This window comes from Mesorhizobium temperatum (genome assembly GCF_002284575.1).
GTDB classification, from domain to species: Bacteria; Pseudomonadota; Alphaproteobacteria; order Rhizobiales; family Rhizobiaceae; genus Mesorhizobium; species Mesorhizobium temperatum.
Genome location: NZ_NPKJ01000060.1, coordinates 249,324 through 275,228, shown reverse-complemented (window position 1 = coordinate 275,228; position 25,905 = coordinate 249,324). Strand labels below are relative to the sequence as shown.

Below are 25,905 nucleotides of genomic sequence, written 5' to 3'. Positions count from 1 at the left end.
GCATGGACACCTTCTTCTCCTTCTACGTGCTGCCGGCGCTGCTCATCCTGCTGAAGTCGGTCGTGCTGATCGTGGTGCTGTTGATCTTCGTCGCCTACATCCTGTACGCGGATCGCAAGATCTGGGCGGCGGTGCAGCTGCGCCGCGGCCCGAACGTCGTCGGCCCGTGGGGCACGCTGCAGGCTTTCGCCGACCTTCTGAAGTTCGTGTTCAAGGAGCCGGTGATTCCGTCCGGCGCCAACAAGGGTGTTTTTCTGCTGGCGCCGCTGGTTTCGGCGGTGCTGGCGATCTCGGCTTGGGCGGTGATCCCGGTCAACGAGGGCTGGGCGATCGCCAACGTCAATGTCGGCATCCTCTATGTCTTCGCCATCTCCTCGCTCGAGGTCTATGGCGTGATCATGGGCGGCTGGGCGTCCAACTCGAAATACCCATTCCTCGGCGCGCTGCGCTCGGCGGCGCAGATGGTGTCCTACGAAGTCTCGATCGGCTTCGTCATCGTCACCGTGCTGCTTTGCGTCGGCTCGCTCAACCTGTCCGATATCGTGCTGTCGCAGCAGGATGGGCTGGGCACGCGTGTTGGCCTGCCCAACACCTTCCTCGACTGGCATTGGCTGTCGCTGTTCCCGATGTTCGTCATCTTCTTCATCTCGGCGCTGGCCGAGACGAACCGCCCACCGTTCGACCTTGTGGAAGCCGAATCGGAACTCGTCGCCGGCCATATGGTCGAGTATTCGTCGACGCCGTTCTTGCTGTTCTTCCTCGGCGAATATGTCGCCATCGTGCTGATGTGCGCGCTGGCCACGATCCTGTTCCTCGGCGGCTGGCTGCCGCCCTTCGACTTCGCTCCCTTCACCTGGGTGCCGGGTCTGATCTGGTTCGTCCTCAAGGTCTGCCTGGTGTTCTTCATGATCTCCATGGTGAAGGCCTTCGTGCCGCGCTACCGCTACGACCAGCTGATGCGGCTCGGCTGGAAGGTCTTCCTGCCGATCTCGCTGGCGATGGTGGTGATTGTCGCCGCGTTCCTCAAGATCACGGGGTTTGCGTGATGGGCAGTCTGACCGTCGGTTTGCTAGGCGCAGCTGCCGGTGTGCTTGTTGCGCTCTTTGGCAACGTCGTTGTGCTGCCCTATGTTTTGCGGCAACAGGACCAAAGGTTGGCAGCAAACTACCGAGTGCCGGTGTTTGGCTGGGACAAGCAGGTCTTGGGGTTTGTTACGAGACTTGCGTACCGTTTCCTGATGCCTGTCTTTTTCGGATTTCTCGGCGCAATCGCTGCAATACAGATTTTTGGGAGTGCTGAATGAGCACGCTGTCTCAAGCCGCAAAGTCGCTGCTCCTGCAGGATTTCGTCAGCGCTTTCTTCCTGTCGATGCGCCAGTTCTTCGCGCCGAAGGAGACGATCAACTATCCGCACGAGAAGGGGCCGGTGAGCCCGCGCTTCCGTGGCGAGCATGCGCTGCGCCGCTATCCGAACGGCGAGGAACGCTGCATCGCCTGCAAATTGTGCGAGGCGATCTGCCCGGCGCAAGCCATCACCATCGAGGCCGGCCCGCGCCGCAACGACGGCACCCGCCGCACCGTGCGCTACGATATCGATATGGTGAAGTGCATCTATTGCGGCTTCTGCCAGGAGGCCTGCCCGGTCGACGCCATCGTCGAGGGGCCGAATTTCGAGTTCGCGACCGAGACGCGCGAGGAACTTTATTACGACAAGGACAAGCTGCTGGCCAATGGCGACCGCTGGGAGCGCGAACTGGCGCGCAACATCTCGCTGGATGCGCCGTACCGCTGACATTTGACGCATGGACGAGGCGAAGGGCCTCGTTTAAGGAACACGCGGCTTCGGCACCGGATGCGGAACGAAGCACACAACGGACAGTGCGAAAGCCGGTCCGACAGGAACCCCGGGGGAACCCATGCTGAATGGACTAGAGGCGGCCTTTTTCTACCTCTTCGCCTTTGTCGCGGTGGCGTCGGCGTTCATGGTCATTTCGGCGCGCAATCCCGTGCATTCGGTGCTGTTCCTGATCCTGACCTTCTTCAACGCTGCGGGCCTGTTCATGCTGACCGGCGCCGAGTTCCTGGCGATGATCCTGCTCGTCGTCTATGTCGGGGCGGTCATGGTGCTGTTCCTGTTCGTCGTCATGATGCTCGACGTCGATTTCGCCGAAATGAAGGAAGGCGCCCTGCAATACGCACCGATCGGCGCGCTGGTCGGGCTGATCCTGGCGGCTGAGCTGATCGTCGTGCTCGGCGGCTATTCGTTCGCGCCGCAACTGGCCGCGACGGTTTCGAAACCCATTCCGGACCTTGCCGCACGCTCGAACACGGCTGCGCTCGGCGACATCCTCTATACGGACTACCTCTACTATTTCCAGATTGCCGGCCTTGTGCTGCTGGTCGCCATGATCGGCGCCATCGTCCTGACGCTGCGCCACAAGCCGGGCATTAAGCGGCAGTCGATATCAGCCCAGGTCGGCCGCACGCCGGCAACGGGAATGGAAATCCGCAAGGTCAAGACGGGCGAAGGAATCTGAGATGGTCGTCGGCATCGCACACTATCTGACCGTATCGGCGATCCTGTTCACGCTCGGCGTATTCGGCATTTTCCTCAACCGCAGGAACATCATCGTCATCCTGATGTCGATCGAGCTGATCCTGCTCGCGGTCAACATCAATTTCGTCGCCTTCTCGGCTGCACTCGGCGATCTCGTCGGACAGGTGTTCGCGATGTTCGTGCTGACGGTCGCAGCGGCTGAAGCGGCGATCGGCCTCGCCATTCTCGTCGTCTTCTTCCGCAACCGCGGTTCGATCGCGGTCGAAGACGTGAACATGATGAAGGGTTGACGGAAACCACCATGTATCAGGCCATCGTCTTCCTTCCTCTGCTCGGCTTCCTGATCGTCGGCCTGTTCGGCACGTCGCTCGGCGCCAAGGCATCCGAATACATCACCTCCGGCTTGTTGGTGATATCAGCCGTGCTGTCGTGGGTCGCCCTCTTCGCCGTCGGTTTCGGCGAGGGCGAGGTGTTCACTGTGCCGGTGATGCGCTGGATCCAGTCGGGCGGATTAGAGGCCGCATGGGCGCTGCGCATCGACACGCTGACGGTGGTGATGCTGGTTGTGGTCAACACGGTCTCGGCGCTGGTCCACATCTACTCGATCGGCTACATGCATCACGACCCGAACCGGCCGCGCTTCTTCGCCTATCTGTCGCTGTTCACCTTCGCCATGCTGATGCTGGTGACGGCGGACAACCTCGTGCAGATGTACTTTGGCTGGGAAGGGGTCGGCCTCGCCTCCTATCTGCTGATCGGCTTCTGGTACAAGAAGCCGTCGGCCAATGCCGCCGCGATCAAGGCCTTCGTCGTCAACCGCATCGGCGATTTCGGCTTTGCGCTCGGCATCTTCGGTGTGTTCGTGCTGTTCGGCTCGGTCAATCTCGGCACCATCTTCGCCAATGCTGCGACGTTCATTCCGGCCGAAGGCGCCCCCGAGGGGGCAGCCGTGCTGACCTTCCTTGGCTATGCGCTCGACAAGCAGGCTGCGATGACCGTCGTGTGCCTGCTTTTGTTCATGGGCGCCATGGGCAAGTCGGCACAGGTGCCGCTGCACACCTGGCTGCCGGACGCCATGGAAGGCCCGACGCCGGTTTCGGCGCTCATCCATGCCGCCACCATGGTGACGGCCGGCGTGTTCATGCTGGCGCGGCTGTCGCCGCTGTTCGAACTGTCGCATTCGGCGCTGATCGTGGTCACCTTCATCGGCGCCTTCACCGCCTTCTTCGCGGCGACCGTCGGCCTCGTCCAGAACGACATCAAGCGCGTCATCGCCTATTCGACCTGCTCGCAGCTCGGCTACATGTTCGTCGCGCTCGGTGTCGGCGCCTATGGCGCGGCGATCTTCCATCTGTTCACGCATGCCTTCTTCAAGGCGCTGCTGTTCCTGGGCTCGGGCTCGGTGATCCACGCCGTCTCCGATGAACAGGACATGCGCAAGATGGGCGGCCTCAGAACGCTCATTCCGAAGACCTACTGGATGATGGTGATCGGTACGCTGGCGCTGACCGGCGTCGGCATTCCGGTGACGGTCATCGGCACCGCCGGCTTCTTCTCCAAGGACGCGATCATCGAAAGCGCCTTTGCCGCGCACAATCCGGTCGCCGGCCTTGCGTTCGTGCTGCTGGTCGTCGCGGCCTGCTTCACCAGCTTCTATTCCTGGCGGCTGATCTTCATGACCTTCCACGGCCAGCCGCGGGCGAGCCACGAGGTCATGCACCATGTCCATGAATCGCCGCCGGTCATGCTGGTGCCGCTGTTCATCTTGGCGGCGGGCTCGCTGTTCGCCGGCGTGATCTTCCATGGCGCCTTCATCGGCGAGGGCTATGCCGAGTTCTGGAAGGCGTCGCTGTTCACGCTGCCGGAAAACCACATCCTGCACGACATCCACGAAGTGCCGTTATGGGTGAAGCTGGCGCCGTTCATCGCCATGCTGATCGGCTTTGCGATTGCCTGGCAATTCTACATCCGCGCGCCGGAAATGCCGAAGAATTTGGCGGCGCAGCATCGCGGGCTCTACGCCTTCCTGCTCAACAAGTGGTATTTCGACGAACTCTACGACCTCCTGTTCGTGCGGCCGGCAAAACGCCTCGGCCACTTCCTGTGGAAGACCGGTGACGGCACCGTGATCGACGGGCTCGGTCCGGACGGCGTTTCGGCGCGCGTCGTCGACGTCACCAACCGGGTCGTCAAGCTGCAGACCGGCTACCTCTATCACTATGCCTTCGCCATGCTGATCGGCGTTGCCGCACTCGTCACCTGGATGATGCTCTGATGACCGCCTGGCCGATCCTCTCGCTGGTCACCTTCCTGCCGCTGGTTGGTGTGCTGTTCATTCTGCTGATCAATGACGACAGCGAGAATGCCCGCCGCAACATCCGCGCCATCGCGTTGTGGACGACGAGCATCACCTTCATCATCTCGCTGTTCATCTGGACCGGCTTCGACAATTCGGAGCCTGGATTCCAGTTCGTCGAGAAGTTTGCCTGGCTGGATTCCGGCATCTCCTACCATATGGGCGTTGACGGCATCTCCATGCTGTTCGTCATCCTGACCACCTTCCTGATGCCGCTCTGCATCCTGGCTTCGTGGGAATCGATCGAGAAGCGCGTCAAGGCCTACATGATCGCCTTCCTGCTGCTGGAGACGCTGATGATCGGCGTGTTCTGTGCGCTCGACATCGTTTTGTTCTACGTCTTCTTCGAAGCCGGCCTGATCCCGATGTTCATCATCATCGGCGTGTGGGGCGGCAAGCGGCGCGTCTACGCCTCGTTCAAGTTCTTCCTCTATACGCTGGCCGGCTCGGTGCTGATGCTGCTCGCCATCATGGCGATGTTCTTCCAGTCCGGCACCACCGACATCCCGACGTTGCTGACGCACAACTTCCCGGCCACCATGCAGACCTGGCTATGGCTCGCCTTCTTCGCCTCCTTTGCCGTGAAGATGCCGATGTGGCCGGTGCACACCTGGCTGCCGGACGCGCATGTCGAGGCGCCGACGGCCGGTTCGGTGATCCTGGCCGCCATCCTGCTCAAGATGGGCGGATATGGCTTCCTGCGCTTTTCGCTGCCGATGTTTCCGATCGCCTCGGAGATGTTCGCGCCGCTGGTCTTCGCGCTGTCCGTCGTCGCCATCATCTACACCTCGCTGGTGGCGCTGATGCAGGAGGACATGAAGAAGCTGATCGCCTATTCGTCGGTCGCCCATATGGGCTTCGTCACCATGGGCATCTTCGCGATGAACCAGGAAGGCGTCCAGGGGGCGATCTTCCAGATGCTGTCGCACGGCCTGGTTTCAGGCGCGCTGTTCCTCTGCGTCGGCGTCATCTATGACCGCATGCACACGCGCGACATCGACGCCTATGGCGGGCTGGTCAACAACATGCCGAAATACGCCACCGTGTTCATGATCTTCACCATGGCCAATGTCGGCCTGCCCGGCACCAGCGGCTTCGTCGGCGAGTTCCTGACCATGCTCGGCGTGTTCCGGGTCAACACCTGGGTGGCGTTCTTCGCCGCCACTGGCGTCGTCCTGTCGGCGGCCTATGCGCTCTGGCTCTATCGCCGGGTGATCTTCGGCGCTCTGACCAAGGACAGCCTGAAAGGCCTGCTCGACCTGTCGGCGCGCGAGAAGGTGATCATCTATCCGCTGGCCGCGCTGGTCATCTTCTTCGGCGTCTACCCGGCGCCGGTCTTCGACGCGACGGCCGAATCGGTCAAGGCGCTCGTTACCAATGTCACCGCATCCATCGACACCGCGCAAACCGCGGCGGCGAACTGACTGAGAGGTTTGCGAACCATGACGCCGGACCTTCTCTCCAGCCTGTCGCTTTCGACACCAGAGCTGATCCTCGCAGTCGGCGCCCTGGCGCTGCTGATGCTCGGCGCCTATTCGCGCGCCAACACCACCACCACGGTGAGCGGCCTTGCCGTCGCCTTCCTGGTGGTTGCCGGCGTCTGGACGATCGTTTCCACCGGGCAGGGCAACGCTTACGGCGAAGCCTTCGTCCAGGATCCCTTCGCCCGTTTCATGAAGGTGCTGGCGCTGATCGGGTCGGCGGTGACGCTGGTCATGTCGATGCGCTTCGCCAAGGCGGAGCATTTCGACAAGTTCGAATATCCGGTGCTGATCCTGCTGTGCACGCTCGGCATGATGCTGATGATCTCGGCCAACGGCATGATCGGGCTTTATCTCGGCCTCGAATTGCAGTCGCTGGCGATCTACGTGCTGGCAGCGATCAACCGGGACAATCTGCGCTCGACCGAGGCGGGGTTGAAGTATTTCGTCCTCGGCGCACTGTCGTCGGGCATGCTGCTTTACGGCATCAGCCTTGTCTACGGCTACACCGGCAACACCGGGTTCCAGGAGATCGCCACGGCGCTGGGCGGCGGCGAGCGGCAGCTTGGCCTCGTCTTCGGCCTGGTCTTCGTGCTGGCCGGTCTCGCCTTCAAGATATCGGCGGTGCCGTTCCATATGTGGACGCCCGACGTCTATGAAGGCGCGCCGACGCCGGTGACGGCCTTCCTCGCGGCGGCGCCGAAGATGGCGGCGATGGCGCTGATCGTGCGCGTCACCATGGGCGCGTTCAAGCCGATCGCCGCCGACTGGCAGCAGATCATCGTCTTCATCTCGATCGCTTCGATGGTGCTCGGCGCCTTCGCGGCGATCGGCCAGACCAACATTAAGCGGCTGATGGCCTATTCCTCCATCGGCCATATGGGCTACGCGCTGGTCGGCCTCGCCGCCAACAGCCAGGCCGGCGTGCGCGGCGTCGCCATCTACATGCTGATCTATCTGGTGATGACGCTCGGCACCTTCGCCTTCATCCTCGCCATGCGGCGCAAGGAAGGCAATGTCGAACAGATCAGCGATCTCGCCGGCCTGTCGTCGACCAATCCGATCATGGCGACGATCCTGACTATCCTGATGTTCTCGCTGGCCGGCATTCCGCCGCTCGCCGGCTTCTGGGGGAAGTGGTACGTGTTCCTCGCCGCCATCAACGCCAACCTCTACGCGCTGGCGATCATCGGCGTGCTGGCCTCGGTGGTGGGCGCCTATTACTATCTGCGCATCATCAAGATCATGTGGTTCGACGAACCGGTCGGCGGCTTTGTCCCGATGGCGACCGAGCTTCGCGTCGTGCTCGGCGTCTGCGGCGCCTTCGTGCTGTTCTACGTGCTGATCGGCGGGCCGATCGGCACCTATGCCGAAGCCGCCGCCAAGACATTTTTCTGACGGGATGGCATTTCGGCTGGCTCCAACAGCGGCCTCGGAAGGGTTCCGGCTCGAGGCACATGATACGGTCGGTTCCACCAATGCGCTGGCGCTGGACCATGCGCGGGCGGGGGATCCGGGCAAGCTCTGGGTCGTTTCAAAAAAACAGGAAAGCGGGCGTGGCCGACGCGGCCGGGTCTGGGCGACGCCCGAGGGCAATCTGGCGGCGACGCTGCTGGTGGTCACCAACGCCGAGCTTCGCCTGGCTGCGACGCTCGGCTTCGTCGCCGGCCTGGCGCTGGCCGATGCGCTCGACGCCGTCGTGCCGAAGGGCCGGGTCGCAATCGGCCTCGACGGCGGCAGCGATGGAAGAAACCGTTTCGAGCTGAAATGGCCAAACGATGTGCTCGCCTCCGGCGCCAAGCTTGCCGGCATCCTGCTGGAATCGGCGATACTCGAAGGCGATCGCTTCGCGGTTGCGGTGGGCATCGGTGTCAATGTTGTGGCTTATCCCAAAGATTTGCCTTATCCGGCGACATCGCTCAGGGCGCTGGGCGCTGCTTGCGATGCCGAGACGTTGTTTCTGGCGCTGTCGGATGCCTGGAGCGAGAATGTGCGGCTGTGGAATGATGGGCGCGGGCTGTCCGCCGTCAGGCGGCGCTGGCTGGCGCGCGCGGCAGGGCTTGGCGGGCAGGTTGCTGTCAGAATTGACGGTAATGTGGTGCGCGGCACGTTCGAGACCATTGACGAGGACTGCCGTTTCGTGATCCGCGACGATGAGGGTTCGGTTCTGACGATCGCCGCCGGCGACGTACATTTTGGTGCGGTCGCGTCGGCCCAGGTTTGACGGGCCCAGATTTGACGGACCGGGTTTGACGGGCCCCGTTTTGAAGGGCTTGGCTTTGACCGGCCAGGAAAGGAAAGATCATGGCGACAGCGGAAAACGCCGAACTCGTCTTCGTGCCGCTCGGCGGCGTCGGCGAGATCGGCATGAACTTCGCCCTCTATGGCTACGGCCCGGCCAATGCGCGCGAATGGATCGTCGTCGACGTCGGTGTCACCTTTCCCGATGCCAGCCTGCCTGGCGTCGACCTGGTGCTGCCCGACACGCGATTCATCGAGGAGAACATCGCCAACCTGCGCGGCATCGTCATCACGCACGCGCATGAGGACCATTACGGCGCGCTGCTCGACACATGGCCGAAGCTCAAGGCGCCGGTCTGGATGACGCCGTTCGGCTCTGGATTGCTGGAAGCCAAGCGGCAGGGCGAGCAAGGTGCACCGAAAATCCCGGTGACGATCTACCGCGCCGGCGAAAAATTCAGCGTCGGCCCGTTCGAGATCGAAGCCATCCCGGTCGCGCATTCGATCCCCGAACCGATGTCGCTGGCGATCACCTCGCCGGCCGGCACCGTCATCCACACCGGCGACTGGAAGATCGATCCGGCGCCGACGATCGGGCCGATGACCGACGAGGCCCGCTTCCGCGCCTATGGCGACAACGGCGTGCTGGCGCTGATCTGCGATTCCACAAATGCGCTGCGGGAAGGGGAGTCGCCGTCGGAAGTGGCGGTGGGCGAGGGCCTCAAGGGCGTCATCCAGAGCGCCAAGGGCCGTGTCGCGGTCACCACTTTTTCCTCCAATGTCGGGCGCATCGTCTCCATTGCCAAGGCGGCACGCGATGCCAGCCGTCAGTGCCTGGTGCTCGGCCGCTCGCTGAAGCGCGTCATCGATGTTGCCGGCGAGCTCGGCTATATGGATGGGCTGCCCGAATTCATCGCCGAGGAGGATTTTGGGTTCATCCCGCGCGAAAACCTCGTCATCATCTGCACCGGCAGCCAGGGCGAGCCGCTTGCGGCCTTGGCAAAACTGTCGCGCGAGGAGATGAAATCGGTGTCGCTGACAGCAGGCGACACGGTGGTGTTTTCCTCGCGCACCATTCCCGGCAACGAGAAGGGTATCCTCGAGATCAAGAACCGCCTGATCGATCTCGGCATCAAGATCATCGAGGACGGCGATGCCCTGGTGCACGTCTCCGGCCATCCGCGCCGCAGCGAATTGCGCAAGATGTATCAATGGGTGCGCCCGCAGATCGGCGTGCCGGTGCATGGCGAGGCGGCGCATCTGGTGGCGCAGGGGTCGCTGATGTCGGTGTCGGGCATCGGCCAGGTGGCGCAGGTCCGCGACGGCGACATGCTGCGGCTCTATCCAGGTGCGGCGACGATCATCGACCAGGTACCGTTCGGCCGTATCTACAAGGACGGCAGGCTGATCGGCACCGACCAGGCGATGGGCATTCGCGACCGGCGCAAGCTGTCCTTTGCCGGCCATGTCGCGGTCAATGTCGTGCTCGACGACAAGTATGAGCTCGCCGGCGATCCCGATCTGGTCGCCATCGGCGTCGCCGAGGCCGACGCCCGCGGCGAGAGCCTGGAAGACCTGATGATCGATGCGGCAATCGGCGCCGTGGACTCCATCCCCCGTCAGCGCCGAAGAGATCTCGACCTCGTGCAGGAGGCAGTGCGCCGCGCCGTCCGCGGCGCCGCCAATGAAGCCTGGGGCAAGAAGCCGCTGGTGACAGTGTTCGTCACAAGGTAAGGGAATAGGGGAGTAGGGGAGTAGGGGAGTAGGGGAGTAGGGGAGTAGGGCAGTACGGCAGTAGGGGAGAAAGTAGTTTTTCCCTACTCCCATACTGCCCTATTGCCTTACTGCCCTGAGGAAAACCTATGCTCGGACGCCTGAACCATGTCGCGCTTGCCGTGCCGGATCTGGCCGCGGCGACAGCGGCCTATCGCGATACGCTCGGCGCTCGGGTGAGCGCGCCGCAGGCGCTGCCGGAGCATGGCGTGACGGTGGTGTTCGTCGATGTCGGCAACACCAAGATCGAATTGCTGGAGCCGCTCGGCGAGGATTCGCCGATCGCGGCATTCCTCGAGAAGAACCCCTCGGGCGGCATGCATCATGTCTGCTACGAGGTCGACGACATTCTTGCCGCGCGTGATCACCTCAAGGCCAGCGGCGCCCGCGTCCTTGGCGACGCCGACCCGAAGATCGGCGCGCATGGCAAGCCGGTGCTGTTCCTGCATCCCAAGGATTTCTTCGGCACGCTGGTCGAACTGGAGCAAGCATGAGCTGGGTTTCGTTTCTCGCCCTGTTCTTCATCACATGGTGGGTGGTGCTGTTCGCCATCCTGCCGTTCAGTCTGAGGACGCAGGACGAGGATGAGGACGTGACGCTGGGCACGGTACCCAGCGCGCCGCGCGGACCGCATATGCTGCGCGCCGTGCTGCGGACGACGATCGTCACGATGGTTCTTCTTGGCATCTTCTATGGCATTACGAGGGGGCTCGGCCTCGGCATCGACGACATCCCGCACATCATGCCGGATTTCAGCCAGAGACCCGAAAATTAGACCGCCGGGCACGGCTGTCCACATCTTGCATTCGAGCTCGAACCCGCTGTGCTGACGTTAGGTAAAGTGGTTTGGCAATTTGTCGTGCTAACCAGATGATTGCACAAAAAAAATGCAAGGCACGAGGCCTTGCAATTTAAACGCGTCCGATCTGTTTCCGGTGTCCGGCGGCAGCGAGTAACCGCGCCTAGATCGCATCCTCCCAAGACTTTGACCGCGTAGGAGAGCAGATTTCTTTCCGCCCTCTCGGTTATCGGGGCACATTAGACCAAGGCGGGTGAAAATGTCACGCAGAATTTTGCCTGGAAATAAGCAATCTCGTGCTGCAGTGCACAATAGTATGGCAGGCGTTGCTTGCGAAACGACCAGCAAGGCGGATGAGGCACTGCGGACCCTTTGGGCATCCCGAGGGGCGGGTTTCCATTCCGTCATGAAATGGCTATGAAGCCGGGGCAAGCAAGCCTGCGCTGCGCCGATTCCGGTGCGGCAATCCTCTCTCTCACGGACCAGTCCATGCGTTTGTCGCGCTATTTCCTGCCTATCCTCAAAGAAAATCCGCGCGAGGCCGAAATCGTCTCGCACCGGCTGATGCTACGCGCCGGCATGATCCGCCAGCAGGGGCAAGGCAGTTTTTCCTGGCTGCCGCTCGGCAAAAGGGTGCTGGACAAGGTCTGCCGGATCATTCGCGAGGAGCAGGACCGGGCCGGCGCGCTCGAGATCCTGATGCCGACCATCCAGTCCGCCGAGCTGTGGCGCGAAAGCGGCCGCTATGACGACTATGGCAAGGAGATGCTCCGCATCAAGGACCGGCAGGACCGGGATATGCTCTACGGACCGACCAACGAGGAGGTGGTCACCGAGATTTTCCGCGCCTATGTGAAGTCCTACAAGGATCTGCCGCTCAATCTCTATCACATCCAGTGGAAATTCCGCGACGAGGTGCGGCCGCGCTTCGGCGTCATGCGCTCGCGCGAGTTCCTGATGAAGGACGCCTATTCCTTCGATCTCGATTTCGAAGGCGCCAAGGCGGCCTATAACAGGATGTTCGTGTCCTATCTCAGGACGTTCACGCGCATGGGACTGCAGGCAATCCCGATGCGTGCCGACACCGGGCCGATCGGCGGCGACCTCAGCCACGAATTCATTATCCTGGCCGACACCGGCGAGAGCCAGGTCTATTGCCATCGCGATTATCTCGCGCTTGATGTGCCGGGGGCGGACACGGACTTCTCCAACGATGCCGAGATCGGCGACATCGTCAAGAAATGGACGACGCCCTATGCCGCCACCGACGAGATGCACGACGAGGCGGCGTGGGAGAAGGTTGCGACAAGCGAACGGGTCTCGGCGCGCGGCATCGAGGTCGGTCACATCTTCCATTTCGGCGACAAATATTCGAAACCGATGGGCGCCAAGGTGACCGGGCCCGACGGCAAGGATCATTTTGTTTCCGGGGGTTCCTACGGCATCGGCCCGACGCGGCTGGTCGCGGCGATCATCGAGGCCAGCCATGACGACAACGGCATCATCTGGCCGGAGGCGGTGGCGCCTTTCGACATCGGCCTGATCAACATGAAAGCCGGCGACGCCGACTGCGACCGCGTCTGCGACGAACTCCATGCGGCGCTTGTCGCCGTCGGCAAGGACGTGCTTTACGACGACACCGACCAGCGGCCAGGCGGCAAGTTCGCCACCGCCGACCTGATCGGCCTGCCGTGGCAGGTGATCGTCGGGCCGCGCGGCGTGGCCGCCGGCGAGGTCGAGATCAAGAATCGCAGGACCGGCGAGCGTGAGACGCTGCCGATCGAGGACGTGAAGAAACGCTTCGGTTTTGCCGCATGAGCGAAGTGGCAGTAGCGAACCCCCCGGCCGCCGGACCTTTTTCCGTGTTCGAACGCATGGTCGCGTGGCGCTATCTGCGCTCGCGCCGCAAGGAGACGGTGATCTCCGTCATCGCGTCGATCTCCTTCCTCGGCATCATGCTGGGCGTCGCCACGCTGATCGTCGTGATGGCTGTCATGAACGGGTTTCGCGCCGAGCTCCTGACGCGCATCCTCGGCGTCAACGGCCATCTGATCGTGCAGCCGCTCGACATGCCGCTGGAGGACTATGCGCAGGTCGCCGGCCGCATCAACGGCGTGCCCGGCGTCCAATACGCCATTCCGCTGATCGACGGGCAGGTGCTGGCGCAAGGCAATGTCGGCGGCGGGTCAGGGGCGCTGGTGCGCGGCATCCGCGGCGAGGATTTGGGCAAGATTTCAATCGTCGCCAACAATATCAAGCAGGGCTCGATTGCCGGCTTCGACACAGGCGAGGGCGTCGCCATCGGCAGCCGCATGGCCGACAATCTCGGTCTTGTGCTCGGCGACACCATCACGCTTATCGCGCCCGACGGCGATGTGACGCCGCTCGGCACCACACCGCGCATGAAAGGCTATCCGGTCACGGCGATCTTCGAGGTCGGCATGTCAGAATATGACAGCTCCATCGTCTACATGCCGTTTTCGGAAGCGCAGCTCTATTTCAACATGGATGGCCGGGCTCAGGCGATCGAGATCTATGTCGACAATCCCGACAATGTCGATGCGCTGAAGCCGAAGGTCGAGGAGGCGTCGCAGCGGCCGATCACCATGGTCGACTGGCGAGAACGCAACAGGACTTTCTTTGATGCGCTGCAAGTGGAGCGCAATGTCATGTTCATGATCCTGACGCTGATCGTGCTGGTGGCGGCGCTCAACATCATCTCGGGCCTGATCATGCTGGTGAAGGACAAGGGCCACGACATCGCCATCCTGCGCACCATGGGCGCCACGCGCGGCGCGATCCTGCGCATCTTCCTGATGACGGGCGCGGCGATCGGCGTGGTGGGCACCATCGCCGGGGTGCTGCTGGGCGTTGTAATCTGCCTGAACGTCGAGCGAATCCGCCAGTTCTTCTCCTGGCTGGCCGGCGAGAGGCTGTTCAATCCCGAGCTCTATTTCCTGAGCCAGCTGCCTGCCCGCATGGACGCCAGCGAGACGATCTCGGTGATCCTGATGGCTCTGGTGCTGTCGTTCCTGGCGACGCTGTTTCCGGCATGGCGCGCGGCCAGGCTCGATCCGGTCGAAGCGCTGAGGTACGAATGATGGCCGAGGCCATTATCGAGCTGAAGAGCGTCGAGCGGCACTATGTCCAGGGTCCGCGCAAGCTGACCATCCTCAACGGCGCCGATTTTTCGCTGAAGCGCGGCGAGATCGTGGCGCTGGTGGCGCCTTCGGGTACCGGCAAATCGACATTGTTGCACACCGCCGGACTGCTGGAGCGGCCCGACGCCGGCGACGTGATTCTGGCAGGCCGCGCCTGCGGGCGGCTTTCCGACGACGAGCGCACGGCGATCCGCCGCAACGATGTCGGCTTCGTCTATCAGTTCCATCACCTGCTGCCGGAGTTCACGGCACTGGAAAACATCATGATGCCGCAGCTGATAAAAGGGCTGACGCGCAAGGAGGCTGCCGAGCGTTCGGCGCAACTGCTCGACTACATGCAGATCGGCAAGCGGGCGCAGCACCGGCCGTCCGAACTGTCCGGCGGCGAGCAGCAGCGCGTCGCCATCGCGCGCGCCGTCGCCAATGCGCCGCTGGTGCTGCTTGCCGACGAGCCGACCGGCAACCTCGATCCGGTCACCGCCTCCTATGTGTTCGAGGCACTGGCGGCGCTGGTCCGGCAATCGGGGCTGGCGGCGCTGATCGCCACCCACAATCACGAGCTTGCCTCGCGCATGGACCGTCGCGTCACGCTGGCCGACGGCAAGGTTGTTCCGCTCTAAGGTATATCGATATTCAGCCGGCCTGCGAACGGCTGATACCTGCGCTTCCGGTACTCACATACCTACAGTACGCTCCGTTCCGGTTCTCGGAACCCACCCAGTCTGGTCGCTTCGCGCCCGTCTTCGACTCCGGTTCGGCCTGACCTGAGTCTCGATACACCTAACGGGCTGATCGCCAGCGTCTGGCTGCATTTTTCGTCACAGCGAAATCCGTTCTCAACCCTTCCTTAACCCTGCCGAACTGAGCGCCCGGATTTCGCGACACACTCTGATTGCGGTCGTTGACATTCGAACAAAATTAGAACAAAATACGAACATACTGAAAACAGGAGAGAGTTATGACCGGTCTTGTTCAGGATGTCGTGTCACTGGTGTGCATGAGCACGTTTCTCATTTCCATGGCGATCTGGATCGGAGCGATGTGAGGCAGCGCGCCCCATTCTTCACGGGAGGGGCTGCGTCGGAGCTCGGTGGTTCAGCGCCGCTTTGTCAGCCAGCCTTGCGGGCCAACTCGACAAGCAAAGGTGCCGCGGGTCCGAAGACATCCTCGAAGGCGGATTTTAGCGCGAGGTCGAGATCGGCCATCGTTATGGGAAGACCGAGATCGACGAGACTGGTGATGCCGTGATCCTGTACGCCGCACGGCACGATGCCGCTGAAGTGGGCGAGATCCGGCTCGACATTGATGGCGATACCGTGAAAGCTCACCCAGCGCCTCAGCCTGATGCCGATGGCGGCGATCTTGTCCTCGGCGAGCGATCCGTCGGCCAGGACGGGGCGATCCGGCCGCACCACCCAGACTCCGACGCGGTCCTCACGCCGTTCGCCGCGCACGTTGAAGGCGGCGAGCGTGCCGATGATCCATTGTTCAAGTGCCGCGACGAAGGCGCGGACATCCTCGCGCCGCCGCTTCAGGTCGAGCATCACATAAGCGACCCGCTGGCCTGGCCCATGATAGGTGTATTCGCCGCCGCGCCCGGCCGCAAACACCGGGAAGCGGTCCGGCTCGATCAGGTCTTCGATGCGGGCGCTGGTGCCGGCCGTGTAGAGCGGCGGGTGCTCGACCAGCCAGACCATCTCGCCGGCGGCGCCGCTTCGGATCGCTTCGGCACGCGCCTCCATCACGGCAAGCGCATCCGGATAGGCGGTGAGGCCGGGTTCGACCCGCCATTCGACCGGCGCCGAACCGGGCAGGGGCAGGAACGACGTGACGATCTGGCTGCGTTCTGTCATGGCGTATCTCGTCTAAAGCGCGCCGCGTTTGAAGGGAACCGTGAGCGCGCTTTAGATTTTTGTTTTTATGCATGTCGTTGTCCCAAAACCGCTGCGCACTTTTGGGCGACATGCATTAGCCCCACATATGGCGGCAATCGGCTGAAACGTCCAGTTCCGGGCGCGTTCCAACCCTTTGGAAGGTTATGCCGAATCCCCAGGCAATTATTGCGCGACGCGCCCTTGTTTCGCCGGAAACGATTTGCTACACGCCGCGAGCCGGTTCGTTTCGGCTCCTACCACGTGCGGTCGTGGCGGAATTGGTAGACGCGCAGCGTTGAGGTCGCTGTGGGGCAACCCGTGGAAGTTCGAGTCTTCTCGACCGCACCAGCTTTATCCAATAAGCTATTATTTTTATGTGCGATTTTCTGTTTCCCTGCAGTTCTTCCCAAGGCTGTTTATGCAAACTGAAACACTGCGCGAACCTGCAGATGGTTGGGTGCGCAATGCCACGCGCTAACCGCGTGGTTTGACGCAAAGCCGTCATACGGCAAGGCCGTTGCCGAAAGGCAATGCATCTCTCAGCTACGTCATTCGCCCCCACGCCTGAAAGATGCGCGGCAGCGATATGGTCGTGTCCGACCGGTCGGCAAAGGCTTTGATCTCGCGCGTCACATGGTCGACCTCTTCGGCGGTGGCGATGCCCGATGTCGCGATCGCCTCGGCGATCGCCGCCATGGTGAGCGACGTGGTCTGCTTGACGTCGCGGCTTCGCCCGAAGGGCTGGGCGAGACAGGAGTCGACACCGGCAAAGCCCGCGCTCTCCACAAGGCGGACCAGCCTGCGCCCGATGAACGGGTCGCCGCCGCGCGCCTTGAGCGTCGCGACAAAGAGCTCGCGATAGCGGTCGACGGCCGGACAAGGCGGATCGCAGAACTGGCCGGCATAGTCGATGTCCTCGACGATCAAGACGCCGCCGGGCGCCAGCGCCGCCCTCGCTCTCGCCAGCACGTCCTCCGGCCTCGCGAGATGCGTGAGTACGAACCGGATATAAACCAACGCGGCGCCCGAGACCGGCCACGGATCGAGCACGCTGGCCTGGTGAAACGCGACATTGGCGAGGCCGCGATTGCACGCCTCTTCGCGGGCCGCCGCCAGCTTCTCTTCGTCGAGATCGAATCCGACGACGCGGCCGTTTGACCCGACCCGAGCCGCCAGTTCGAAGCTGACGTCACCGCCGCCGCAACCGACGTCCAGCGCCAACATTCCGTTCAGCGGTTCGAAGCGGTCGAGAAGCGCCTGGGTTGCCGGCGCCAGCACGCGCGAAATGAGGGCGAGCCGCGACCGCCCCTCCTCGCCACCCTTGATGATATAGGTCCGGAGTTCCTCTGCCTTGGCCATGGGATTTTCCCAATTGCTATTGCCGCTGGTTGCTATTGACGCTCACGTTGGGCCAGCATCGGCGCCAAGCCGCCCGCCTCCTTCCACAGCAAAGTGCCATAAGGCGCCGCGGGCGATCAACAACGACGCTCCCCGTTGTTACAGACGTAACCAGATTCCGTTTCGCTGAAATCATTCTGTAGCGAAATTCTCCGAGCCAATGCTGTTCTCGACATGAGTGCAGCGGAGCGCCAAGGATGAGCTATCACCAGTCATGTAACGTCGTCGGGATCGTGGCCACCGTACTTGCCCTGACCGCGGCTGCGCCCGCGCAGGAAGTGACACTGACAGTGGCCGACCAGAATCCTCCGACTGCCTGGGGCTCCGTTCTACGGCGGCGGCTTGCACAAGCTTGAGCCGAGGGAACTGGCGAACGCGCCGGTCCCCTGAAATCGCAGCCCTCTTGCTCGATCAGCCCGTGCGCCAAGCGGAAATGCTTTTCGAGGCAAGCGGAATGGGCTACGGCGCATCGATCCGGTGTTTGCCGATTTCTACCACGTCCGGCATGTCCCGTAGGGCGAGGTAAAAGGCAAACGATGCGGGTTCAGCGAGAATTTCGGGCCGACCTCGTGCCGCCGCGCGCCATTTGCAGGTACGGCAGGACGCGGCGGCCATCCTTCGTCATCAGCACGTTCATGGACGAGATCCCGCTGCTGCTTCTGACATTGCAACTGACGTTCCCGCTCATCACTTCGCTCGGCTTCGATCCGATCTGGTTCGGCGTCGTTTCCATGATGATGGTCACTATCGGGCTTGTCTTCCCGCCGGTCGGCCTTGTCGCGTTCGTCGTTGGCACAACCGCCGGAGCCGACCTGACGAAGGTCTACAAGGGCACCAGCATCCTGACGATTGCGCTCGTCGTGACGACAGTGCTGCTGATCATCTTCCCGCAAATTGCCCTGTGGTTACCGGCGACAATGCGCTGATCTCCGTTGCTACAACTGTAATCAGATTCCTCCTCCTTGAAATCATTCCGTAGGGCGGCCCATCGACTATCGCGCCCAACATTCTCGTCAATCAGGAGAGCGCGATGTATCGAAACGGCATTTTTCCGCACGAAGTGCGCCGAGCCCTCGATGGGCAGATCAAGGGAATCAAGAACAGCAAGAACCGCAGGCAGGCGCGTGTCAGATCCTGACATTCAGTCGCTGCTGCGACCGCTTTACGAGAAGCGCTACGGCTCGCGCAGAAAACACGCCGGCTATCAGCGATCCAGCCGCTGACTCGGTTCGGTATCGCTTTTTCCCAACGAGCCGGGAGGGACAACACCGATGTATCCGAACAAGGATCGGCAAACCCGAGAAACCGATGATCTTCTGCTTACTTGGCGGCAGCGGCAGGGTCCTTTGGATCTGCTGGCGCTGGAGCATAGGGCGCGCCAGTCGCGAGCCGAGGCCCTGCGGACCCTGGCCCGTAGCGCAGTCCGGTGGTGCCACTCGCTCCCCTTGGCAAGTTCGCCGACCGGACCCGGCGTCAATGCGCCCTCGGTCGAGGCTCACGTTCGCGACCAAAAGTCGAAAAGCTGAAGACGAAAGCTAAAGCATTAGGCAGCCAAACGTCTTCGTTTGGCGTTCGATAAAACGCGTCAAAACAAAGAGTTAGGGCGCGGTTTTGGTTCCATCGAGACGCATAGCGCTCTAGACGCGGCTTTCCAGCCGCGAAAGCAGGTAGTCGACCTCTTGTCTGGCCGCCGCCGACAACGCACTGCCAGGCTTGCGCTGGGCGTCGGACGCGATGGCACCCCGCCTCATCATCACATATTTGCGTACCGCAAGTCCCACGCCGGGTTGCTGCTCATAGCGCAAATAGGGCAGGTGGGCGTCGAAAAGATCGTGCGCCTTGTCGCGCTCGCCGGCGGCAGACAGTTTCACCACGTCGACCAGCATATCGGGGAAGGCGTAGCCGGTCATCGCGCCATCGGCGCCGCGCTCCATCTCGAAGTCGAGAAAGAGGCCGCTATTACCGGTGAGGATGGACAGCGGCCGCAGCGAGCCGTCTTTCTGAAAGCCGCGCAGCGCGCTGATCTTCTCCAGGCCTGGCCAATCCTCGTGCTTGAGCATGAAGCAGGCCGGATTGTCGGTGACGATGCGGCGGATGACGGCCGGCGTCATGACGACCGAGAGGGTCAGCGGATAGTCCTGCAGGACGAAAGGAACATCCTCGCCGACCGCTTCGGATGCGTTGCGGAAATAGGTGACGATCTGGTCGTCGGTGCGCAGCGCCGGCGGCGGCGCAATCATCACGCCCTGCGCGCCAACCTCCATCGAGGCGCGCGCAAGGCTGCGCATGGCGGCGAAGCCAGGGGCAGAGACGCCGACGATGACCGGCAGCTTAGTGCGCGCCACGATACGTTTGACGATCTCGAGCGATTCGCCGGCGTCGAGCTTCGGGGCCTCACCCATGATGCCGAGGATTGTCATCCCATCGACGCCGCAGCGCTCGTAGAAATCGACCATCGAATCAAGTGATTCCCAGTCGATCTTGCCATCCGCCTCAAACGGCGTCGGGGCAATGGTGTAGACACCTCTGGTGTCAGGACCGATGGCCATGAGATCCTCCTAAATTCAGCTTTCAGTCATAGCGCAGGACCGATGGTCCGATCCAACCCGGCAGTTGGTCCGGACGGGCGGGCGCGAAGATTTCGTAATAGACGCAGCCTTCCGGTCCCGTGCCGATCGCGCAATGGGGGGCCGGCGGGAAAGAAAAGAAGGTCGCCCGGATCTGCGTCGAAGATCTTGCCGTCGATGGTGAGCCTACACATGCCCGATATCATGACAAGGATCTGCTCGTTGTCGTGCCAGTGCGGAACGGAGCCATCTTTTGAGTGACAGCCAGGCATTGAAGTAACCGCATGGTAAGCTTGCTTCGCTATCACATTCATAATGCTACCGATGTCGGCATTTGAACCTTGGTAAATTAGTATGCTCTTAATTGCGGAGGCGGGGGACTACAGTCCATCGACAAAATGGTCATTGCGCCTTGCGTTCTTTTTAGCAATCTACGTGGTATGCGCGTCTGCAATAAGTCCACAGTCTTTCTTGCACCTAACGCTGGTTTATGCCCAGAAGTTCGCCGCCGGTATTCCGATCTTGTTTGTTGCTGGTGTCTGTTCTGCCGCGCTTATTTACGGCCGGGGAGAACCAACTCGCTACGCCGTAGATTTGGTCCGAGCGCGCTGGCGTGGCTGTTTGATGGTGCTGCTATTCTTCTTCGCCAGCTTGACCGCGTTCTCTACCTACAAGATGGCCATCCCGTCCGTCGTTCCATTCTATGCGGACAACTGGTTAGCCGATCTGGATGAATGGTTGCACGGGACAGCGCCGTGGGAACTCACGCACAAGCTCGACGGCAACATTTGGTCGATCGTCGTCTTCAACAGCTATGAGGTCATTTGGTTTTTCCAGTGGTTCGGCACCATGCTTTTCGTGTCCCTCTGGTCGGACAAGATTGGCCGCGTCCGCTACCTCTGGGCAGCCGCGCTGACGTTATCCATCCTCGGCACGGTCTTGGCCTTGGCGCTGGCATCGGTTGGGCCGATCTACTACCACCAGTTTGTTGGCGAGGACCGCTTCAACGGACTCAACGCCGCCATAGACGGTCTCGACTATAGCCACATGGTGCGGGAGCCCGCTGCATATCTTCTGACGGCTTACCAGAGCGGCCGGCCAGACCTTGGCGGTGGCATCTCGGCCATGCCAAGCATGCACGTCGCCTTTGCCACACTGAATGCCTATCTGCTTTCTTCCCTCAATCTCTGGCTCGGTGTTCTCGGTTGGATGTTCGCAGCCCTGATAATGTACGGTTCGGTATATACCGGATGGCACTACGCTGTTGACGGCTACGTCTCCATTATCGTGGTGTCGGTGATCTGGTGGGCGACCGGACGCCAGCCAGCGCAGATCGAGACACAGTTTGCGATACGCCAACCCATAGAAGGTTAGGTGCCTGGCAATGTCAGCCAGGGGCAACAGCGCTGGTTAACTGGGCGTCGCCCTCTGCATAAGGGACGACAAATCCGCGAGGTCGAAACTCGCGGAAAAGAGAAGTGTTGCGCTGTCGGACGTGCAATCATGCTCTCCGGGCTTGTCATCTTCCTTCGGCCCCGAGATCAGGCGCGATCCGCGCAGCGATTGAAGTCAAGAAACTGTCGATCCGGGGAATGACTTTGCCAAAGTGAAAATCCAGCTTTAACCTTCCGCAACGCATTCTAGGTCGAGCACCCGGTTTTGATACTCGACCTGCCTGGGAAAGCCGCACGCAACGGAGGCATCTTGATGAGTGACAGCCAGGTAAGGATTGCGGGAGGGAACACCATTCGAAGCCTGCATGCCGACCTGCCAGTCAACGCCACCTTCCATATCTGGCTTAAGGCGACCAGGCCGGATGTTCCGGGCTCGCTGTCTTTTTCCAATGTGCGTGGCAAGTTCGGCGAAGTGAGCGTTACGAACGCCGAAGAACATGAATTCAGAATTTTTCACGTCTTCGGCGGTGGCAGTGTCGAACTGGATTACGACACGGATCAAACCTCGGTATCGGTTGCCTACTGGTTCGCATTGGCCGACGTGCTGGAGACAGGCATTACAGTTGTCCACACCAATCCGGGAAATGCCCCGCCGAACATCCCTGACAGCTATCATTTTCGTCCGCCGTTCGGCTGGATGAACGATCCAAACGGATTCGGTCGCTTTGGAGGTCGCCCACATCTCTTTTATCAGCATTATTCCCATGGGCTTCGGTGGAACACGATGCATTGGGGGCACGCTGTATCTTCGGATTATTTGCGATGGCGCCACATGCCCATCTTCCTGTTCCCGTCGGAAGATCTTACCGCGAGGCCCGACAAACGGGGCGGTGCATATTCCGGCTCAGCCGTCCCGCTTGCCGATGGCCCGGGTATTCGCGTCTTTTTCACCGAGCAGGTACAGGACCGTATCCCGGAACAGCAAATCCAGCTCACTGCCACTTCCAGCGACCTCATCACGGCGGGAAATGCCGACGTCATCCTGCCGTACCGACCGCTTGACGAGGGATTGACCACCGATTTTCGCGACCCATACGTCTTCAAGGGACCGGATGGCCGCTGGAAAATGCTGCTGGGCAGCCAAAGCGATGAGGGCGGCGTTGTCCTGCTCTACGAAACCCATGACCATACGGCCGCCACCGGCTGGACATATATCGGCAAGCTTCTGGTCGAGAAACACTATCGGACGACGGCGATCGAATGTCCCTGTCTGCTGCCGCTCGACGGGCCTGCGACCGATCCCGCGACGCGCTGGGTTCTAATTCTCGGGCTGATGAACAGTGAGGACCGGTCCACCCGGCGCAAGAACCTGACAATGGCCATTGTCGGCTGGTTCGATGGTCAGACTTTTGCCAAGGAATTCGAACAGGAACTGGACTTCGGGACAGATAACTACGCCTTCCAGGCCTTCGTCGACGGTGATGCCATTGTCGGTATAGGATGGCTTGCCAACTGGGCCGATACCGGACCGGCGATCGATTTCCCCACTGCCATGACGTTGCCCCGCAACATCCATCTGTCTGCAGGCGAGTTGCATACCCCGCCCATCGGAGCAGCCGAGAGCCTGCGGAGCCATATTCTGGACCGGACACGCCTCGCAGCCGGAGAACAGGTAAGCTTTATCAATGGCGCCGTCGAAATCCTGTTCGAGCTCGAAGAGCCGGGTGCCCATTTCTACCTGAAGCTGCATCATCCAAGTGTTCGCCTCGAGGTTGTTGTCAACGACGAGGGACTTGCCATTCGTCACGGAGACGATGCAGCGGAATCTCCTCACTATATTGCCAAGGGAGCCCGTCCAAAACGGCTGCGGATATTCCTCGACTACGGATCGATCGAAGTTTTCGCGGATCGCGGCCGTTGGGCTGGCACGAAGCGGATCAGCGGTTTTGAGCCTATACAATCGGCACGTCTCATCGCTGAAACGGGTGCCATTCTACACGCGACGGTATGGGCGCTCAAACCGTGACAAGGAGATCAATATTTCCGGCTCAGGATTGAGCGTCCTCAAACACCGACCAATGAACGAGGCCTTCGACGACGCCAAGGGCGAACTGTTCTTTCGCGCTGTAAATCAGCGGGTTGTCCCGAGCCATGTCAAGCAGTTCGGGAAGGGCATTGGCGACGACAATCCCACGCGCACCCGGCAGGTCGAACATACTGCGATCGTTGTTGGTATCGCCGGCGACCACCACCTCATCCAAGCCGATGCCGAGTTCATTGCAGAGCCAGGCCAGCGCCTGGCCCTTGTCTGCTGAACGCGGCAGGATGTCGAGATCGCGTCCGCTCGAATAAATCATCGTCACTGACAGGCCGGCCTCGGCCAGAGCGCGCTCGATGCTGGCAAGGGCTTCCGGAGTCGCGTCGTGCAGGTACCAACTCGATTTGAAGGCGTGTTGATAGCCGTCGGGTTGGCGGACGGTGTCTTTGAGCGATCCGAGCACCGCATCGACCTTTTCAAGAGACCAGCCTTCCGAAAACCTCTGGGTAAAGTGGCCCAATTCAGTAAGGTGTGCGAGACGCGAGGTGTGCCGCGGACCGGCGAGCATCGTACCGACACCTCCGATCACGTAGTCCGGCGCTGGCAGGCCGACTTCGTCGACGAAGTTCAAAATATCGTCGGCCAGACGACCGCTGTTGTAGACGAGAACCGGTCGGTGCTCGGGGTCGAGCGCTTCCCATTTTGACCGAAAGCGTGACGTCGCCGGCGGATCGCCCGCCAGAGTCCCGTCGAGATCACTCGATAAAAGCGTGATCGGTCTCAATCGCCGTCGTTCCACGGCTCGTCCCAATCATGGTCGTCGACCGCCTTCAGCACCGGACGTCCTTCGACAAGGCTGACAAGCTGCTGCGCGATACCTGTCCAGGTGAACAGGCTGCGCGCCTTGTGTGCACCCATGCGGCCCAGTCGGCCATAGAGGCGCGGGTGCTTCATAGGCTTGACGATCGTGATGCCGAGATCTTCCTTGTCGAACGGATCGCCAAAAAGCGCGTGGCGGCCATAGCTGATCCCGCGATAGAGACCGCCATGGATCGTAACCACGGTCGGCGTTCCGCAGGCCATCGCCTCGATCGCGGTCATGCCGAACGGCTCGTAGCGGCTCGACAGGACGAACATGTCCGCCGCCCGATAGGTGTCGGCCAGATCCTCGTCGGCAACATAGCCTGAAAAGACGACACGATCCTGCAAGCCTAGCTGTTCAACCTGTTCCTTGAGCTGGTTCAGGATCTTCTGCTCCTGCTCGTCCATGTTCTCGCCGCCGACAGCGAGCCTCAGGACCGCATCCGGCACACGCGGCGCCACAACGGAAAACGCATCGATCAGCAGGTCGTAGCCCTTGTTGGTGGCGAGCCGGCCGAGCGCCAGGATCGTTCGCCCTTCGAAGCCGAGCCGATGGCGGATCAACCGGCGAGACGCCTCGCTGACAGGGAAGAACCGGTTGTCGTCGTAACCGGGCGGGATCATGTGCACGCGGTCGCGCTCGAGACTGTAGTCCTCGACCAGCATGTCCACCTGCTGCGGCGTTGTTGCAATCACCATGGCGCAGCTTCGATAGATGATCGTCTCGTGCTTTATGCGCTCGGTGAAATTGAACTCGGCGTCGAATGTATCGGCCTTGTCCGGGTAGTCCGTCTTCATCTGGCGCTGCTTCCACATGCCGAGAGAATGCGGCGTATGGATGTGCGGGATAGCGAGCGCTTCCGACAGTCGCTGCCCCGCCACGCCCGCATCCCAGTAGTGACTGTTGATGAAGTCGTAGGAGAGGTCTTCCCTGCGAATCAGGCGCAGCGCGTTCTCACACCACTCGAGAAGATGGCGGTGGAGATATTCCTTCGGAATAAAATCGGGCCCGCCACAGGCGACACGCAGGACACGAACCCCGTCTGCCACCTCATCGGCAGGAGGCTGGTCTTCAAAACGCCGCGTCCAGATATCGACGGCGTAACCCAACTGGGCCAGCTTTTTGGCGAGTTCCAGGACGTAGACCACCTGTCCGCCAGTATCGGCCGCGCCGAGCGGTGGGTTGGCTGCTACGTAGCCATGGGTTGAAATGAGTGCAATTCGAGGTATCGCCGCATCCGAGTTGACGTCCGGCATCTGTATCCTTCTCTACGATTCTGCACGCCCGCAGTCGAAAGCGTGCGCCAATTCACAACTATAAGGATTCCATCCCCCATCCGCAAATTCCGAGCATGCGCTCAGGTCAACGCATTTGACGCGATGGTAAGGCAAACCGGCTCTGTCGC

25 protein-coding genes and 1 tRNA gene are annotated in these 25,905 nt (G+C 61.5%); 20 read left to right on the top strand and 6 right to left on the bottom strand.

The annotated features are described in order from the left end of the window. Positions 1 to 2: 2 nt before the first annotated feature. The 15 genes from nuoH (at position 3) to CIT26_RS22755 (ending at position 14,987) form a co-directional block, all read left to right on the top strand. A complete protein-coding gene (gene nuoH, locus CIT26_RS22825; RefSeq protein WP_023798860.1) occupies positions 3 to 1,046 on the top strand; it encodes an NADH-quinone oxidoreductase subunit NuoH in 1,044 nt (347 codons plus the stop codon). Then, complete coding sequence (locus CIT26_RS22820; protein WP_095494644.1) at positions 1,046 to 1,303, top strand: hypothetical protein; 258 nt, start codon at positions 1,046 to 1,048, stop codon at positions 1,301 to 1,303. The genes nuoH and CIT26_RS22820 overlap by 1 nt, the downstream gene beginning before the upstream one ends. Then, positions 1,300 to 1,791, top strand: a complete 492-nt coding sequence (gene nuoI, locus CIT26_RS22815) for an NADH-quinone oxidoreductase subunit NuoI (RefSeq protein ID WP_095494643.1) — start codon at positions 1,300 to 1,302, stop codon at positions 1,789 to 1,791. The genes CIT26_RS22820 and nuoI overlap by 4 nt, the downstream gene beginning before the upstream one ends. A 124-nt stretch (positions 1,792 to 1,915) precedes the next feature. Then, positions 1,916 to 2,536, top strand: coding sequence for an NADH-quinone oxidoreductase subunit J (locus CIT26_RS22810; RefSeq protein WP_095494642.1), 621 nt, complete (start codon positions 1,916 to 1,918; stop codon positions 2,534 to 2,536). A gap of 1 nt (position 2,537) precedes the next feature. Then, positions 2,538 to 2,846: an NADH-quinone oxidoreductase subunit NuoK gene (gene nuoK, locus CIT26_RS22805; protein ID WP_077383429.1), complete on the top strand. Its 309-nt coding sequence runs from the start codon at positions 2,538 to 2,540 to the stop codon at positions 2,844 to 2,846. Between the two features lie 11 nt (positions 2,847 to 2,857). Continuing rightward, positions 2,858 to 4,831: an NADH-quinone oxidoreductase subunit L gene (nuoL, locus tag CIT26_RS22800; RefSeq protein ID WP_095494641.1), complete on the top strand. Its 1,974-nt coding sequence runs from the start codon at positions 2,858 to 2,860 to the stop codon at positions 4,829 to 4,831. Further along, entirely contained in the window at positions 4,831 to 6,336 is a 1,506-nt protein-coding gene (locus tag CIT26_RS22795; protein WP_095494640.1) for an NADH-quinone oxidoreductase subunit M, read from the top strand. Before nuoL ends, CIT26_RS22795 begins: the two co-directional genes overlap by 1 nt. Positions 6,337 to 6,354: 18 nt before the next feature. Further along, positions 6,355 to 7,791, top strand: coding sequence for an NADH-quinone oxidoreductase subunit NuoN (gene nuoN, locus CIT26_RS22790; RefSeq protein ID WP_095494639.1), 1,437 nt, complete (start codon positions 6,355 to 6,357; stop codon positions 7,789 to 7,791). A gap of 4 nt (positions 7,792 to 7,795) precedes the next feature. After that, positions 7,796 to 8,617: a biotin--[acetyl-CoA-carboxylase] ligase gene (locus tag CIT26_RS22785; protein WP_095494638.1), complete on the top strand. Its 822-nt coding sequence runs from the start codon at positions 7,796 to 7,798 to the stop codon at positions 8,615 to 8,617. A gap of 80 nt (positions 8,618 to 8,697) precedes the next feature. Next, on the top strand, positions 8,698 to 10,368 hold the full coding sequence (locus tag CIT26_RS22780) for a ribonuclease J (protein ID WP_095494637.1): 1,671 nt from the start codon (positions 8,698 to 8,700) through the stop codon (positions 10,366 to 10,368). Between the two features lie 128 nt (positions 10,369 to 10,496). Next, complete coding sequence (gene mce / locus CIT26_RS22775) at positions 10,497 to 10,901, top strand: methylmalonyl-CoA epimerase (protein WP_095494636.1); 405 nt, start codon at positions 10,497 to 10,499, stop codon at positions 10,899 to 10,901. Beyond that, complete coding sequence (locus CIT26_RS22770) at positions 10,898 to 11,182, top strand: DUF1467 family protein (RefSeq protein ID WP_095494635.1); 285 nt, start codon at positions 10,898 to 10,900, stop codon at positions 11,180 to 11,182. Before mce ends, CIT26_RS22770 begins: the two co-directional genes overlap by 4 nt. A 513-nt stretch (positions 11,183 to 11,695) precedes the next feature. Beyond that, positions 11,696 to 13,024 (top strand): proline--tRNA ligase, encoded by a 1,329-nt coding sequence (gene proS, locus CIT26_RS22765; RefSeq protein ID WP_095494800.1) that lies wholly within the window; start codon positions 11,696 to 11,698, stop codon positions 13,022 to 13,024. Next, entirely contained in the window at positions 13,021 to 14,307 is a 1,287-nt protein-coding gene (locus tag CIT26_RS22760) for a lipoprotein-releasing ABC transporter permease subunit (protein ID WP_095494634.1), read from the top strand. The genes proS and CIT26_RS22760 overlap by 4 nt, the downstream gene beginning before the upstream one ends. Beyond that, positions 14,304 to 14,987 (top strand): ABC transporter ATP-binding protein, encoded by a 684-nt coding sequence (locus tag CIT26_RS22755; RefSeq protein ID WP_206072800.1) that lies wholly within the window; start codon positions 14,304 to 14,306, stop codon positions 14,985 to 14,987. Before CIT26_RS22760 ends, CIT26_RS22755 begins: the two co-directional genes overlap by 4 nt. Positions 14,988 to 15,476: 489 nt before the next feature. On the opposite strand, the gene lipB is transcribed toward CIT26_RS22755, so the two are convergent. Next, a complete protein-coding gene (gene lipB / locus CIT26_RS22750) occupies positions 15,477 to 16,220 on the bottom strand; it encodes a lipoyl(octanoyl) transferase LipB (protein WP_095494633.1) in 744 nt (247 codons plus the stop codon). 284 nt (positions 16,221 to 16,504) lie between these two features. On the opposite strand from lipB, the gene CIT26_RS22745 reads away from it, so the two are divergent. After that, positions 16,505 to 16,589, top strand: a tRNA-Leu gene (locus tag CIT26_RS22745). A 195-nt stretch (positions 16,590 to 16,784) separates the two neighbouring features. On the opposite strand, the gene CIT26_RS22740 is transcribed toward CIT26_RS22745, so the two are convergent. Then, entirely contained in the window at positions 16,785 to 17,600 is an 816-nt protein-coding gene (locus tag CIT26_RS22740; RefSeq protein WP_095494632.1) for a methyltransferase domain-containing protein, read from the bottom strand. Between the two features lie 575 nt (positions 17,601 to 18,175). Between CIT26_RS22740 and CIT26_RS22735 the strand changes: the two genes are divergently transcribed. Together CIT26_RS22735 and CIT26_RS38910 are read left to right on the top strand one after the other, a co-directional pair. Beyond that, positions 18,176 to 18,565 (top strand): TRAP transporter large permease subunit, encoded by a 390-nt coding sequence (locus CIT26_RS22735; protein ID WP_095494631.1) that lies wholly within the window; start codon positions 18,176 to 18,178, stop codon positions 18,563 to 18,565. Between the two features lie 345 nt (positions 18,566 to 18,910). After that, positions 18,911 to 19,165, top strand: coding sequence for an RSP_7527 family protein (locus CIT26_RS38910; protein ID WP_425350370.1), 255 nt, complete (start codon positions 18,911 to 18,913; stop codon positions 19,163 to 19,165). Between the two features lie 111 nt (positions 19,166 to 19,276). Here CIT26_RS38910 and CIT26_RS22730 read toward each other — a convergent pair whose 3' ends face one another. Together CIT26_RS22730 and CIT26_RS38905 are read right to left on the bottom strand one after the other, a co-directional pair. Continuing rightward, complete coding sequence (locus CIT26_RS22730) at positions 19,277 to 20,188, bottom strand: dihydrodipicolinate synthase family protein (protein WP_095494630.1); 912 nt, start codon at positions 20,186 to 20,188, stop codon at positions 19,277 to 19,279. Between the two features lie 26 nt (positions 20,189 to 20,214). Beyond that, positions 20,215 to 20,478: a cupin domain-containing protein gene (locus tag CIT26_RS38905; RefSeq protein ID WP_425350375.1), complete on the bottom strand. Its 264-nt coding sequence runs from the start codon at positions 20,476 to 20,478 to the stop codon at positions 20,215 to 20,217. A 199-nt stretch (positions 20,479 to 20,677) separates the two neighbouring features. On the opposite strand from CIT26_RS38905, the gene CIT26_RS22720 reads away from it, so the two are divergent. Both CIT26_RS22720 and CIT26_RS22715 read left to right on the top strand, forming a co-directional pair. After that, entirely contained in the window at positions 20,678 to 21,580 is a 903-nt protein-coding gene (locus CIT26_RS22720) for a phosphatase PAP2 family protein (RefSeq protein ID WP_245319524.1), read from the top strand. A 333-nt stretch (positions 21,581 to 21,913) separates the two neighbouring features. After that, positions 21,914 to 23,626 (top strand): GH32 C-terminal domain-containing protein, encoded by a 1,713-nt coding sequence (locus CIT26_RS22715; protein ID WP_095494628.1) that lies wholly within the window; start codon positions 21,914 to 21,916, stop codon positions 23,624 to 23,626. Between the two features lie 22 nt (positions 23,627 to 23,648). Here the strand turns inward: CIT26_RS22715 and CIT26_RS22710 are convergent, their stop codons facing one another. Together CIT26_RS22710 and CIT26_RS22705 are read right to left on the bottom strand one after the other, a co-directional pair. Next, a complete protein-coding gene (locus CIT26_RS22710) occupies positions 23,649 to 24,422 on the bottom strand; it encodes an HAD-IIB family hydrolase (RefSeq protein WP_095494627.1) in 774 nt (257 codons plus the stop codon). After that, positions 24,419 to 25,756, bottom strand: a complete 1,338-nt coding sequence (locus CIT26_RS22705; RefSeq protein ID WP_095494626.1) for a glycosyltransferase family 4 protein — start codon at positions 25,754 to 25,756, stop codon at positions 24,419 to 24,421. The genes CIT26_RS22710 and CIT26_RS22705 overlap by 4 nt, the downstream gene beginning before the upstream one ends. Positions 25,757 to 25,905 lie beyond the last annotated feature (149 nt).